Annotated in this window: 9 protein-coding genes; 6 read left to right on the forward strand and 3 right to left on the reverse strand. The window is 61.7% G+C overall.

Going from position 1 to position 13920, the window contains the following annotated elements; genetic code table 11:
- Window positions 1-46 precede the first annotated feature (46 nt).
- Window positions 47-775 (reverse strand): glutathione S-transferase, encoded by a 729-nt coding sequence (locus tag BLW69_RS01885; protein ID WP_092659554.1) that lies wholly within the window; start codon window positions 773-775, stop codon window positions 47-49.
- A 221-nt stretch (window positions 776-996) separates the two neighbouring features.
- Between BLW69_RS01885 and BLW69_RS01890 the strand changes: the two genes are divergently transcribed.
- Complete coding sequence (locus BLW69_RS01890) at window positions 997-3339, forward strand: glucose/quinate/shikimate family membrane-bound PQQ-dependent dehydrogenase (protein ID WP_092659556.1); 2343 nt, start codon at window positions 997-999, stop codon at window positions 3337-3339.
- A gap of 91 nt (window positions 3340-3430) precedes the next feature.
- Here BLW69_RS01890 and BLW69_RS01895 read toward each other — a convergent pair whose 3' ends face one another.
- Together BLW69_RS01895 and BLW69_RS01900 are read right to left on the reverse strand one after the other, a co-directional pair.
- Window positions 3431-3715: a BON domain-containing protein gene (locus BLW69_RS01895; protein ID WP_062461431.1), complete on the reverse strand. Its 285-nt coding sequence runs from the start codon at window positions 3713-3715 to the stop codon at window positions 3431-3433.
- Between the two features lie 109 nt (window positions 3716-3824).
- Entirely contained in the window at window positions 3825-5765 is a 1941-nt protein-coding gene (locus BLW69_RS01900; RefSeq protein ID WP_244508762.1) for a hybrid sensor histidine kinase/response regulator, read from the reverse strand.
- Window positions 5766-5950: 185 nt separating this feature from the next.
- Between BLW69_RS01900 and BLW69_RS01905 the strand changes: the two genes are divergently transcribed.
- The 5 genes from BLW69_RS01905 to cysP all read left to right on the forward strand — a co-directional run bounded on the left by BLW69_RS01905 (window position 5951) and on the right by cysP (window position 13783).
- The gene (locus BLW69_RS01905; protein ID WP_062581968.1) at window positions 5951-6553 is read left to right on the forward strand and encodes a TetR/AcrR family transcriptional regulator; all 603 of its coding nucleotides are present in this window, start codon (window positions 5951-5953) and stop codon (window positions 6551-6553) included.
- 49 nt (window positions 6554-6602) lie between these two features.
- Window positions 6603-7772, forward strand: a complete 1170-nt coding sequence (locus BLW69_RS01910; protein ID WP_092659558.1) for an efflux RND transporter periplasmic adaptor subunit — start codon at window positions 6603-6605, stop codon at window positions 7770-7772.
- 25 nt (window positions 7773-7797) lie between these two features.
- Window positions 7798-10977 carry an efflux RND transporter permease subunit gene (locus BLW69_RS01915; RefSeq protein ID WP_092659560.1) on the forward strand — a complete coding sequence of 1060 codons (3180 nt, stop codon included), beginning with the start codon at window positions 7798-7800 and terminating at the stop codon, window positions 10975-10977.
- Between the two features lie 180 nt (window positions 10978-11157).
- Entirely contained in the window at window positions 11158-12243 is a 1086-nt protein-coding gene (locus BLW69_RS01920) for an enoyl-CoA hydratase/isomerase family protein (protein ID WP_092659562.1), read from the forward strand.
- Window positions 12244-12799: 556 nt separating this feature from the next.
- Window positions 12800-13783, forward strand: coding sequence for a thiosulfate ABC transporter substrate-binding protein CysP (gene cysP, locus BLW69_RS01925; protein ID WP_092659564.1), 984 nt, complete (start codon window positions 12800-12802; stop codon window positions 13781-13783).
- Window positions 13784-13920: the final 137 nt, after the last annotated feature.

Below are 13920 nucleotides of genomic sequence, written 5' to 3' on the forward strand. Positions count from 1 at the left end.
CTGTCTTCGCATTTATCTAGGCAGAAACGTCAAGGCGCCAAAGCGCCTACGCCGGATCCTCGTCGAGTTCGGGATAGTGGCGAAAGATACCGCTCTCGTTGAAAGCGATGCGTCGCTCCGATTTGAGATAGGCTGCGATCCTCGGCCTTTTCCCAACGGCCTCGCGAAGTCTCGCCACGTTCGGATACCGGCTGTCCAGCGATGCCATTGCCCGCGGGAAAGCGTAGGTCAACCCTTCGGCGATCTGGAAGAGCGACAGGTCCACATAGGTGATCGCGCCGCCGACAGCCCAGCCTTCGCCGGTCGGGTTTGATCCGATCACGCCGTCGAAATAACCGAGAAACTTTGGCACCCGCTGCGCAAGAAACGCCTTTGTGCGCGCCTTGGCTTCCGGCTTCTGATCCTCGTAATAGTCCCCGGTGCTGATCGGATGGTGGGTGTCGTGAACCTCGGCCACGAAGTCGGTGATCGTCAGCTGCAGACCCTGCGCAAACACACGCAACCGTTCGTCATCGGGAGCAAGCCCGAGCTTCGGGCCGAGATAGTGCAGGATGTTGGCGACATGCGAGACGACGATCTCGCCATCTTTCAGAAACGGCGGAGCGAAAGGCAGGTCGGGATAGGCTTGGTTGCCCTTCAGGTAATTCATCATCTTTTCGGACCCGTCCGTGGTTCTCGCCACGTCGAGATAGTCCGCACCGGCGTCTTCCAGCGCCAGTCTGACGAATTCGCCGCGACCCTGCAGGCCGTCCCAGTAGTAGAGTTCATATGCCATGGCTGTGCTTGCAATCCCTGTTTGAGTGGGTCGCCGTCGATCGCTGCGGCGTTCTCTTTCCGAACGAGCAGAGCGCCCGTTTGTTCTCGCACTTCTGCACGGCTGGCATTCCGTATCGTATCTTGAACATCTCCGGAGAGCGCTAGATTACCACGCGACACCGGCTGAATGTCCGGCTTGCCACCTATAATGCCCGTCTTCAGTTCGGAACGGAAACCACCATGGCTCTCAAGATCACCGCCATCATCTTCACCCTGCTCGGGCTCGCTCTCGCCATCGGCGGCGGGCAGCTCGTCATGCTGGGAGGTAGCGTTTATTATCTCATCTGCGGCCTTGCCTTCGTGCTGACCGCCATTCTGCTTTTCCTTAAGAAACGCGCGGCACTGCATGTCTATGCCGGTATTGTCATCGTTTCGCTCGTCTGGGCGCTTTGGGAAGTCGGTTTCGACTGGTGGCAGCTCGGCCCGCGCGGCGGTCTCATCATCGTCCTCGGCTTCTGGCTGCTGACCCCGTGGATCCGCAAGCCGCTCGGCTTTCTCAGCCCATCCGGCATGCAATACAGCGCCAGTGCCGTACCGCTGGCCATCGCCTCGGTCATTGCCGTGGTCGTCGCCGTCGCCTCGATGTTCTTCGACCCCTACGACCAGAGCGGCGAGCTGCCGGACCAGTCGGTCGCAGCCGCCCCAAAGCTCGGTGGTGATGTGCCGGATGGCGAATGGCACCAGTATGGCCGCACGCCCTATGGCCAGCGCTATTCGCCGCTCGACCAGGTCAATGTGGACAACGTTGCCAACCTCACGGAAGTTTGGCGCTACCAGACCGGTGACGTGAAGCGGCCGGACGACGTGGGCGAGACGACCTATCAGGTCACGCCGCTCAAGGTCGGCAGCTCGCTTTATCTCTGCACGCCGCACAATCTCGCCATCGCGCTCGATGCGACGACCGGCAAGGAGAAATGGCGTTACGACCCGAATTCCGGCATGAACCCGGACCGCCAGCACCAGACCTGCCGCGGCGTCAGCTATTACAAGGACCAGGCGGCAGCCGCGGGTTCGGCATGCGCCGAGCGCGTCTATCTCCCGACATCCGATGCCCGTCTGATCGCGCTTGATGCGGCCAACGGTCAGGTCTGCCCGGCCTTTGCCCAGAACGGCACGCTGCGTCTGGAAACCGGCATGCAGCACAACCCGGCCGGCTATTACTATTCCACATCGCCGCCTGCGATCGTCGGCAACAAGATCATCATCGGCGGCGCCGTCAACGACAACTACTCGACGCAGGAACAGTCCGGCGTCATCCGCGCCTTCGACGTCAACACCGGCGCACTGATCTGGAACTGGGATTCGGGCAATCCGAGCCAGACCCAGCCGATTGCCGAGGGCCAGACCTACACGACCAATTCGCCCAACAGCTGGTCGGTCTTCTCGGTCGATGAGGAACTCGGCCTCGTCTACATTCCGCTCGGCAACCAGGTGCCCGACCAGCTCGGCATGAACCGTTCGGAAAGCGTCGAGAAATACTCGTCCTCGATCGTTGCGCTCGACATCAATACCGGTGCCGACCGTTGGGTTCGCCAGACGGTGCATCACGATCTCTGGGACATGGACGTGCCGGCCCAGCCGGTGCTGATCGACCTGTCGCGCCCGGATAATTCCGTGGTGCCGGCGCTGGTCGGCCCTACCAAGCAGGGCGACATCTACGTTCTCGACCGTCGCACCGGCGAGCCGATCTTCCCGATCACCGAAGAGCCTGCTCCGAAGGGTGCCATTCCGGAGGACTTTTCCGCACCGACCCAGCCCACCTCGGCCGTCTCCTTCAAGCCGGAGCCGCTGAAAGAAAGCGACATGTGGGGCGTTTCGATGCTCGACCAGATGGTGTGCCGCATCTGGTACCACCAGTATAACTACGAGGGTCGCTATACCCCGCCGTCGCTCAACGGCTCGATCATCTATCCCGGCAATTTCGGCACGTTCAACTGGGGCTCCGTCGCAGTCGATCCGGAACGCCAGGTGATGTTCGGCATGCCGACCTATCTCGCCTTTACCTCCAAGCTGGTTCCGCGTGCGGATATCCCGGCGAAGGGTCAGGACGAAAAGGGTTCGGAACAGGGTCTCAACCGCAATGATGGCGCTCCTTACGGCGTGTTGATGGGTCCGTTCCTCGGTCCGTTGAACATTCCTTGCCAGGCACCGCCATGGGGTTATGTCGCCGGCGTCGATCTTCGCACCGGCAAGACCGCCTACAAGCATCGCAACGGTACTGTCCACGACATGACCCCGCTGCCGCTGCCGTTCAAGGTTGGCGTTCCCGGCATCGGTGGCCCGATGATCACCAAGGGTGGCGTTGCCTTCCTCGGTGCCGCCGTCGACAACTACCTGCGTGCCTATGACCTGAAGAACGGCAAGACGCTGTGGGAAGCCCGGCTTCCGGCCGGCGGTCAGGCGACGCCGATGACCTACGCGGTCGAGGACGGACGCCAGTTTGTCGTCATGGTCGCAGGCGGCCACGGCTCGGTCGGCACCACACCCGGCGACTACGTCATCGCCTACGCGCTGCCGCGTTAAGCGGCAGTCGATCAGGCGGCCTGCTCTTAGCCAACAAAAAAGCCCGGAAGCGTCTGCTTCCGGGCTTTTTGCATTGAAGGCTTTCGAACCCTCAGGTGAGATGGCTGCCGGCTTCGGCGGTTATGCTGTTGCGCACCTCGGTCACGCCTTCAACGCTGCGGACCACTTCCTCGGCGCGGGCGATCTCGCGGGCGTCGGCGACCCGGCCTGCCAGGGCAATGGAGGTTCCGGTGACGGTGACGGTCACTTCGCTTGCATCAATGCCGCCGGCCGAGGCAAGCGCGTCGGCGACCTTGCCTTCCAGCTGGGCGTAAGCCGGGAACTCGACTTCGATCTCCGGAGCGGTTTCGTTAAACTGCGGATGTTTGAATACCATGTGACGTTCTCCCTGATGTCGTCGCGTCCGGCAGGAGATGAGGGCGAAACGACCCTCGCGCGTCACCTGCGGATCATCAGGAGATACAACGCGGCGCACAGCCGTTGGTTCAGCTCGCGCTTCCGAGCATGGTGGCGATCACGTCCGCCAGCTGGTTCTGGGAGAACGGCTTCGGCAATCGCGGCAGTTGCAGGCGGTCGTCCTCGCCGGGCGGCAGTTCGGCATAGCCGGTGGCCAGCACCACCGGCAGGCCCGGCCACTGGCGGTTGATCTCCGACGCGAGTTCGCTTCCGGTCATTCCCGGCATGGAATGGTCCGTGACGACGAGATCGATCGTATCCGTGCGGGCTAGCGCATCCAGCGCTTCGCGGCCGTTATAAGCTTCGATCACCGTGTGGCCGAGATCCTCCAGCATCAGGGATGTGTTCATCAGCACCAGCGCGTCGTCGTCGACGGCCAGCACCGTCAGCCTCTCCTTCGGTCGCGCCGCAGAGAGATCCGAGGCGGGCTTCTTTTCCTCCGGGCAGTCTTCAAGACGGGCAACGGGCAGAAACAGGGAAACCGTGGTTCCCTTGCCCTCTTCGCTGTCGATCGAAAGCCGGCCGCCCGACTGCTCGGTCAGGCCCTGCACCATGGGCAGGCCGAGACCCGTTCCCTTGCCGACGCCCTTGGTGGTGAAGAACGGTGTGGTGGCGCGGGCAAGCGTTTCCGGATCCATGCCTTCGCCCGTATCGGAAACGCTGATCTTGACGTAGTGACCCGGCTGGAGCTTGTCGTCGCCTTGCGCGAAGTGCACATCAATGGCGGTGATCGTCACGGTTCCGCCTGTTGTCATCGCGTCACGGGCATTGACGACGAGGTTCAGAAGCGCGCTCTCGAGCTGCACAGCGTCACTTAGAACCGGGGGCAGGCTGTCGGGAATGTCGGTTCTGATTGTGAGGTCCGATCTCAGCGAACGCTCGAAGAAATTCATCATGCCATCGATCAGACCGGCAACGCCGATCGGGGCCATGTGGAGTTCCTGCCGCCTCGAAAAGGCCAGCATGCGCTGCGTCAGCGCTGCACCGCGCTCGGCGCCCTGAATGGCGTTTTGCAGAAGCGGCATCAGCGACGGGTCGTCCGGCAATCTCTTCTTGAGGATTTCGAGGCTTCCCAGCACCGCCATCAGCAGGTTGTTGAAGTCATGGGCGATGCCGCCAGTCAGTTGGCCGATCGCTTCCAGTTTCTGCGCCTGGAACAGATCCTCACGGGCGACGGTCAGCGCCTTCTGCGCCTCGACCCTTTCCGTGATGTCGCGGGTGATCTTGGCGAACCCTTTCAGCTCTCCGGTCTCGTCGCGGATCGCGTCAATGATCACATGCGCCCAGAAACGGGTGCCGTCCTTGCGGTGGCGCCAACCCTCGCCCTCGAAGCGGCCGTCCCGCAGGGCCGTTGCAAGATTTTTTGTCGGTTCGCCGGCGGCGCGGTCGTCCACCGTGTAGAAGGTCGAAAAATGCTCGCCGACGATCTCCTCGGCGCGGTAGCCCTTGATGCGTTCGGCACCGTGGTTCCAGTTGCTGACATTGCCCTTGCCATCGAGCATGTAGAGCGCGTAGTCGCTGACCCCTTGCACCAGGACCTCGAACTGCCGCTCGCTGCGTTTCAGGTCTGCTTCGGCATTCCTGCGCTCGGTGAGATCGCGGGTGACCTTGGCAAAGCCGAGGAGCTGGCCATCGCCGTCGCGGATAGGATCGATGATGACATGCGCCCAGAAACGGCTGCCGTCCTTGCGAACCCTCCAGCCTTCGTTCTCGAACCGGCCTTCCGCCGCAGCAATCCTCAGTGCGCGTTCCGGCAGATGGTCAAGCCGATCTTCTTCCGTATAGAATCTGGAGAAATGCTGGCCGAGGATTTCGGATTCCTCGAACCCCTTGAAGCGCCGGGCGCCCGGATTCCAGCTGGCGATGTGGCCTTTCGGATCCAGCATGTAGATCGCGTAATCCGTGATGGAATCAATCAGAAGCCGATACCGCTCCTCGTTAAACGGGGATACCTGATGGCCTTCCTGCACGGTCTTCAACTTTCCCACCGCCCAAACTCAATATGCGATGTACCCCGAGCTTACGTCTCGAGGCGCCAGTGGGTCCACCATGCCTTGCATTGCAAAAAAATACGAGTGCCTTGACACAATGAGGTTAAAGATGAATAGTGACGAAAAATGAAATTCGTCAGTCGTTAATTGAAAGCCATTACGTTATGGACGTTCCCGTCAGCACTCCCGAGGATACACGCCAGGAAAACGTGGTCCGCATCCTCGAAGCGGCCGAGCGACTGTTCAAGCATTACGGTTACGCCAAGACGACAGTGGCCGATATCGCCAAGGATCTCGGCATGTCGCCGGCCAATATCTACCGGTTCTTCGGGTCGAAATCCGAGATCCACAAGGCGCTTGCCAACCGGATGCTCGAGGCGAGCCGAGCCGTTGCCTGGGAGAATGCAAAGCGCGCTGTCAGTGCCACCGAGCGACTGCGTGACCATTTTCTGCAGCAGCACCGCATCACGGTCGAGACGCTGCTGCACGAAAACAAGGTCCACGAGATGGTTGTCGTGGCGATCGAGGAACAGTGGTCGGTGATCGAAGACCATATCATGCAGCTTCGAGCGATCGTCGCAGGCCTCGTAGAGGAGGGGATTGCAATGGGAGAGTTCCGCGCTCAGGACGCCGAGCTTGCCGCAGAATGCCTCTGTGACTGCACGGTTACGCTGTGTCACCCGCAGATCATTGCCGAATGTCTGTTTGAAACCCGGCGCGCCACGCCGGCCGATGTCGTCGATTTCGCCCTCAGGGCGCTGAAATAAGAACCTGCGCTTGTCGCGCTCACCGTAACCCGCCTTATGGAGTGGGATCATGTCTTTCCGAGGAAAGTCTTTCGTCGCAGCCCGTCAATTTTCTTCCGCCTTGAAAGGCGTTGCAGTCGCTGCGGCGCTTCTTTCGCTCGCGGCATGTTCCGAAGAGAAAAAGGCCGAGGCGCCGGAGATCGTGCGGCCGGTCAAGGTGACGCAGATCGGTGCGCCGGATGAGGGCCGCAAGCTCGTCTATTCCGGTTCCGTGCGTGCCCGCACCGAAATGAATCTCGGCTTCAGGGTCGCGGGCAAGATCACCGAGCGGCTTGTGGATGTAGGCGACCGCGTCACGCCGGGCGAAGTGCTCGCTCGGATCGATTCCACCGATTACAAGCTTGATCTCGGCAGCGCCGAAGCCGATCTCGCATCGGCCACCAAGCAGGTCGAGATCTCCGGTCTTGCGCTTCGCCGCGCGGAAACGCTGGCGGCCAAGGACGTCACGTCGAAATCGCAGCTGGAACAGGCGCAGCTCAGCAGCGAGCAGGCCCTGGCACAACGGGATTCAGCGCAGTCTGCGCTCGAAAAGGCCCGCAATCAGGTTGCCTATTCCGAACTCAAATCCGACCGCGACGGTATCGTCACGGCCGTCAGCGCCGATCGCGGCCAGGTGGTGAGCACCGGCACCTCCGTCGTCACGGTCGCCGTCGATGGCGAGAAGGAAGTCCAGATCGCGGTTCCGGAAATGGATGTCTCGCATTTCAAGCCGGGCGACGGGGTCAAGGCGCGGATCTGGTCGTCCGCCGATCTCGTGATCGACGGCAAGGTGCGTGAAGTCGCGCAGAGCGCCGATGCCCAGTCACGCACGTTCGCGGTGCGGGTGAGCCTTCCGGCCGACCCGAAGATCCTGCTCGGCATGACCGCATCGATCGAGGCTGTCGCCGGCAACGCGGTCAAGGCCTTTGCCATTCCGCTTGCAGCGCTTTCCAAGAAGGGTGACCAGCCGATCGTCTGGGTGGTCGATCGCGGCAAGGGAATTGTCGCGTCGCGTCCGGTCAAGGTGGCGGATTTTTCCGATGACGGCGTGCGCATCTCGGAAGGCCTTGCCGAAGGCGATCTCATCGTCTCGGCCGGCACCCAGTTCATGAAGGACGATATGAAGGTGAAGCTGCCGGAAACGGTCGCGACACGCTTCGGCTCGGTGTCGAGCCAGTCCACCGCTTCCGTCCAGCCCTGATATTTCCGGTTAGAGGATCAAGATCATGAGTTCCGATCATCAGGCCAATCCGCTGGAAAAGCAGAAGGAAAAGGGCAGTTTCAACCTGTCCCGCTGGGCCATCGGCCATCCCAGCATCGCGCGTTTTCTGTTCGGTCTCATCATCGTCATGGGTGCGCTTGGCATCATGAACATGGGCCAGAAGGAAGATCCGGACTTTACCTTCCGCGTCATGGTCGTGCAGGCCCAGTGGCCGGGTGCCTCGATCGAGGACATGCAGAACCAGGTGGTCAACAAGATCGAGCGCAAGCTGCAGGAAACCCCGCATCTCGACTGGGTCAAATCCTACACCCGCGCCGGCATCTCGATCACCACGATCCAGGTGAAGGGCGACACGAATGCGCAGGACGTTGCAGATGCCTTCTACCAGGTGCGCAAGAAGATCGGCGACATTCGCCAGGATCTCCCGTCCGGTATCTACGGGCCCTATTTCAACGACGAGTTCGGCGATACCTATATCACCCTCAACGCCATTACCGGCGAGGGCTACAGCTATCCGGAGCTGAAGCAATACGCCATCCAGGCCCGCGACATGCTGCTGGCCACGCCCGGCGTCGAAAAGGCAACGATCCTCGGCGACCAGCCGCAGAAGATCTTCATCGACGTGTCGTCGCAGGCGCTTGCCGAGCGCGGCCTCACCGTCAATGACATCAGCACCGCGCTGGCCGGTCAGAACGATGTCGATGCGTCCGGCTCGGTGGAAACCGCGGACCGCTCGGTGCGGATCTCGGTCGAGGGTGGGGTGACAACGCCAGATGATATCAAGGCGCTGCGGCTGCGCGCCGGCGACCAGGTCTTCCGTCTCGGCGATATCGCCACGGTGAAGGAAGGTCTCGAGGACCCGTATCAGCGCAAGTTCCGCTTCAACGGCCATGACAGCGTGCAGCTCGGCGTGGTGATGGCGAACGGTTACAAGGTGACCGACGTCGGTCATGCGGTGGAGGAAACCTACAAGCGCTTCGAGGAGACGCTGCCGGTCGGCGTCCAGGTAGAGCAGATCTCCAACCAGCCTGAGGTCGTCACCGAAGCCGTCGGCGAGTTCACGCAGGCGCTTCTCGAAGCGCTGGTCATCGTGCTGGTCGTGTCGCTGATCTCGATCGGCTGGCGCTCGGGCATCGTGATTGCGATCGCCATTCCGCTGGTTCTCTCGGCAACGCTTGCCATCATGTTCTATCTCGGCATCGAGCTGCAGCGTATCTCGCTCGGCGCGCTGATCATCGCGCTTGGACTGCTCGTCGACGATGCGATGATCGTCGTCGAGTTGATGGAAAGAAAGCTGGAGGAGGGGTTCGAGCGGCTCGATGCGGCAAGCTTTGCCTATTCCTCCACCGCCTTCCCGATGCTGACCGGGACGCTGATCACCACCGCCGGCTTTATCCCCGTCGGCTTCGCGGATTCGACCGCCGGCGAATACGTACGGTCGCTGTTCTACGTCGTCGGCATCGCGCTCGTCGTATCCTGGTTCGTGGCCGTCTATTTCACCCCGTGGCTCGGCTACATGATCCTCAAGCAGCGGAGCCATGCGGGCAGCGGCGATCATCACGATGCCTATGATACCCGCATGTATCGCGGCGTGCGCCATGCGGTTGGCTGGTCCGTGCGCCACAAGGCGATCGTGCTCATCGCCACGCTCGGCGCGTTTGCAGCCAGCCTCTGGTCGTTTCAGTTCATTCCGCAGAGCTTCTTCCCGCAGTCGTCGCGACCAGAAATTCTGGTCGACATGTGGCTGCCGGAGGGCACCGCGATCAAGGAAGTGGAACGTCAGGCCAAGGCGCTCGAAGACCGGATCCTCGACGACCCCGACAAGAGCTTTGTCGCCACCTATATCGGCGAGGGTGCGCCCCGGTTCTTCCTGCCGCTCGACCAGCAGTTGCGCAACCCGAACTACGCCCAGCTCCTGATCATGTCGAACGGTCTCGAAGAACGCGAGCGGATGATCGTCAAGCTGCGAAAGATCCTTGCCGAAGAATTCCCGACGGTCCGCGGCAAGGTCGACCGTCTCTTCCTCGGCCCGCCCACGGGCTGGGCCGTGCAGATGCGCGTCGTTGGCCCGGACAAGGCGGAAGTCCGCCGCATCGCCGACCAGGTCAAGGCGCGGTACGAAAGCCAACCAGATTTCGGCGCCATTCACGACGACTGGATGGAGCCGGTCGCGGGTATGAAGCTCGTCATCGACCAGGACCGCGCCCGTGCGCTCGGCGTCTCGTCGCAGCGGGTTCGGCAGATGCTGCAGGCGGCAACGTCAGGCGCTCCGATCAGCGACTTCCGCGATGGCGAGGAGACCGTATCGATCGTGGTGCGCGAGCCGGATGCCACCCGCAACCTGCTGGCCGCCGTCCAGTCGGTCTATATTCCGACCGATCTCGGCACCTTCGTGCCGGCTTCGCAGGTGGCCCGTGTCGAGCCTGTCCTCGAACAGGGTATCGAGTGGCGTCGCGACCGTCTCCCGACGATTACCGTCAAGGCGACCCTGCCTGACGGCGTCGAGCCGACGCAGGCCTCGGTGAACCTCTATAACTCGATGGCGGACCTGCGCGCGGCCCTGCCGGCCGGCTATTCCGTGGACATCCAGGGCGGCGCCGAAGATGCGGCCGAAAGCCAGGCCTCGATCGCGGCAAAGGCCCCGATCATGCTGCTGGTCATCATGCTGCTCCTGATGATGCAGCTCAAGCATTTCGGCAAGGCGATGCTGGTTCTGTCGACCGGTCCGCTCGGCATCATCGGTGCTGCGATGGCGCTTCTGATCACCGGTGCACCGTTCGGCTTCGTCGCCATCCTCGGCGTCATCGCGCTGCTCGGCATCATCATCCGCAACTCGATCATCCTGATCGACCAGATCGACCAGGATATCGCGGCTGGCATGCACCGCCAGGAAGCGATCGTCGGCGCCGCCGTCAGGCGTTTCCGGCCGATCATGTTGACGGCGCTCACGGCGGTGCTGGCACTGATCCCGATCTCGCGCGGCCTGTTCTGGGGACCGCTCGCCTATGCCATGATGGGCGGCATCCTAGTCGCCACCGTCCTCACCATCATCGTGCTCCCCGCCGGCTACTCCCTCTTCTTCGGCCGCGAGCCGAAGGTGAAGAAAGACGACAAGTCCGAGACGCCCGCCAACCAGGGCGAGCTGTTCGAGGACAAGCATGATATGCCGATGGCGGCGGAGTGAGGGAAGCTTTCTTGCTCGGGCAGCGCCACCATCTCCCTCATCCCTGTGCTTGTCACAGGGATCCAGCTGCCCCAAGTCCTTGGGGCTGCAAACCCTCTTTCGCCACGCAGACGCGTGTCGGCTGGATCCCTGTGACGAGCACAGGAATGAGGGTGGGTGGGGTAGAGGATGGAGGACACAATGGCCAATCCAGTGCAACCTGCAACTGAAGCCGAGGTGCTGTTCAGTCGCCGCGGGTCTGCTGCGGTGGTCTCGCTCAACCGGCCGAAGGCGCTGAACAGCCTCAATCTGTCCATGGTGCGGGCGCTCGATGAGATACTCGACCGCTGCGCCGCTGACCCTGAGATCTCCTGCGTCATCATCAGGGGCGAGGGCGAGCGTGGCCTGTGTGCTGGTGGCGATATCCGGGCCATTCATCAGGCAGGGCGGGCGTCCGACCCCGAGGTGACGCGGTTCTGGCGGGAGGAGATGCCGTTTAATTATCGCATCTCGCGCTACGAGAAGCCCTATGTGGCGCTGATGGACGGGATTGTGATGGGCGGCGGTGTCGGCATTTCGGCGCATGGCAGCCACCGCATCGTTACCGAGCGCACGAAACTCGCCATGCCTGAAACCGGGATCGGCTATGTGCCGGATGTGGGCGCGACGTGGCTGCTGCCCCGGGCGCCCGGCGAGGCGGGAACCTGGATGGGCCTGACCGGTGACGTGGTTGACGGTGCCGATGCGATCCATGCCGGGTTGGCGGATTCGTTCGTGCCATCAGAGAAGTTGAATGATCTCGTCGCCGCACTTGGACGGCTTCCCGGAGACTCAGAGGCGGAGGCAGTCCGGGCCGTGATCGATGGTTTCACCGTGTCCGCCGAAGGTGGCAGGCTTGCGCGGAACCGTGACGTGATCGACCGGGCCTTCGCCCATGATACGGTCGAGGAGATCCTCGCGGCGCTCAGCCGCGAGACGGGAGAATTCGCCGCCCAGACGCTCGAGACTCTGTCGAAGCGCTCTCCGACCAGCCTCAAGCTGACGCTGAAACTGCTTCGTTTCGGCCATGAGAGTTCAAGCCTTGTCGAATGCCTGGAGCGGGAATTCACCGCCGCTTGCGAACTGCTGAAGCACCATGATTTCTACGAGGGCGTGCGGGCCGCCGTGATCGACAAGGACCGTAACCCGCGCTGGCAACCGGCAAGCCTTGCCGAGGTGACCGATGCCGATCTCGCTCCCTATCTTGCGGCCGATCACCCGGTCCTGTTTGCCGATCATCGGTTGTAGCAGCAAAACCGTCCACACCGGCGAAACCGGCATGGTTGAAACGGGAGTGGGGCAGGCAGCGGTATCGTGGGTATGAGGGAGGTGATGATCTGCCTGCCCCGATCGAGTTTCCTGCGATATTTTCGGGAGATGTCAGTTCCCGAGAGACCGCATGTCGTTCGACCATCACCGGAAACCGAGCTTCGTCCTCAGAAGCGCTGAACCGTCGGGGACCGGTTCGCGAAAACGGTTTCCCATCCGATGACGACGCCATTATCGCGTGGCTTTCAGGCGTGAGGATGAAAAAGGCTACGACGAATTTTTCTTCGCTTGTCTTTCAGGGGCTTAACAAAAACATGCTGCGCGTTTCGTCCTCACGGCCCAAAACAGCCGTATCCTCTTTGCCCCCGGATCGTGGCGATCCACTGCGCTTTGGCGCCTTCCGGCAAAACCATCGCCGAATGCTGCGATAAATGGATGAAATTTCTCCGTGTATCGCCTGCGGGAGAGGGCGGTTCCTCGCGGTCTACCGATACTCCCGGTAGTGTCGCCTCAACTTCCCATTCCGGAGACACTGATGAACCGCCTTCTTATCCTCGGCACGGCACTTGCCGCCCTCTTCGTGCAGCCGGCGTTTGCGCAGGAGCAGAAACTGCTCAACGCTTCCTATGACGTCGCCCGCGAGCTGTTCGTGGCCGAGAACGAGGCCTTCGTAAAGGCGCATCCGGGCGTCACGATCGATCAGTCGCATGCGGGTACGTCCAAGCAGGCACGCTCGATCGTCGAGGGGCTCGAGGCTGACGTCGTCACCTTCAACCAGTCGACCGACGTCGATTTCCTGGCAAAGCAGGGTTTTGTTGCAGCAGACTGGAACAAGGCGTTCCCGAACAACGCCTCGCCCTTCTATTCCTTCCCGGCCTTCCTCGTGCGCGCCGGCAATCCGAAAAATATCAAGGATTGGGGCGATCTCGCCCGTGACGACGTCCACGCGATCTTCCCGAACCCGAAAACATCTGGCAACGCCCGCTACACCTATCTCGCGGCAACGGCCTGGGCGAAAGAAGAGTTCAAGGACGACCAGGAGAAGATCGAAGCCTATATCACGAAGATCTTCGACAACGTGCCGGTGTTTGATACCGGCGGCCGCGCCGCCACGACGACCTTCGTCGAACGCGGCCAGGGCGACGTGCTGATCACCTTTGAGGCCGAAACCCGCGGCATCGAAAAGCAGTTCGGCAAGGACAAGGTCGAAAACGTCATTCCGTCGGTCTCGCTGCTTGCCGAATTCCCGGTCGCAGTCGTCGACAAGGTCGCCAAGAAGCATGGCACGGAAGCGCTGGCAAAGACCTATCTGGAATTCCTCTACACGGAGGAAGGCCAGAAGATCGCCGCCGAATTCGGCCACCGCGTCCATAACGAAAAGGTCGCGGCCGAGTTCAAGAGCCAGTTCCCCGAAATCCGCCTCGTCAAGGTCGACGACGTATTCGGCGGCTGGTCCAAGATCCAATCCGAACACTTCGCCTCCGGCGGCACGCTCGACAAGCTCTACGGCAGCCGTTGAGTGGCTGTTGTTGCTTGGCTGAGGTGAGTTGTCTCGCAATGACTGCCACCTTCGCTTCCTCATTCCTGTGCTTGTCACAGGAAACCAGCCAGCCTAAGTCCTTAGGCTGAAAAACCCTTCCCCCCGGCACGCGTCGG

This window comes from Rhizobium sp. NFR12, from assembly GCF_900108545.1.
GTDB lineage: Bacteria > Pseudomonadota > Alphaproteobacteria > Rhizobiales > Rhizobiaceae > Neorhizobium > Neorhizobium soli.

What these genes read in the sequence shown, in the direction of transcription:
- BLW69_RS01885 (WP_092659554.1), bottom strand. Translation starts at nt 775, where the DNA reads ATGGCATATGAACTCTACTACTGGGACGGCCTGCAGGGTCGCGGCGAA.
- BLW69_RS01890 (WP_092659556.1), top strand. Translation starts at nt 997, where the DNA reads ATGGCTCTCAAGATCACCGCCATCATCTTCACCCTGCTCGGGCTCGCT.
- BLW69_RS01895 (WP_062461431.1), bottom strand. Translation starts at nt 3,715, where the DNA reads ATGGTATTCAAACATCCGCAGTTTAACGAAACCGCTCCGGAGATCGAA.
- BLW69_RS01905 (WP_062581968.1), top strand. Translation starts at nt 5,951, where the DNA reads ATGGACGTTCCCGTCAGCACTCCCGAGGATACACGCCAGGAAAACGTG.
- BLW69_RS01910 (WP_092659558.1), top strand. Translation starts at nt 6,603, where the DNA reads ATGTCTTTCCGAGGAAAGTCTTTCGTCGCAGCCCGTCAATTTTCTTCC.
- BLW69_RS01915 (WP_092659560.1), top strand. Translation starts at nt 7,798, where the DNA reads ATGAGTTCCGATCATCAGGCCAATCCGCTGGAAAAGCAGAAGGAAAAG.
- BLW69_RS01920 (WP_092659562.1), top strand. Translation starts at nt 11,158, where the DNA reads ATGGCCAATCCAGTGCAACCTGCAACTGAAGCCGAGGTGCTGTTCAGT.
- cysP (WP_092659564.1), top strand. Translation starts at nt 12,800, where the DNA reads ATGAACCGCCTTCTTATCCTCGGCACGGCACTTGCCGCCCTCTTCGTG.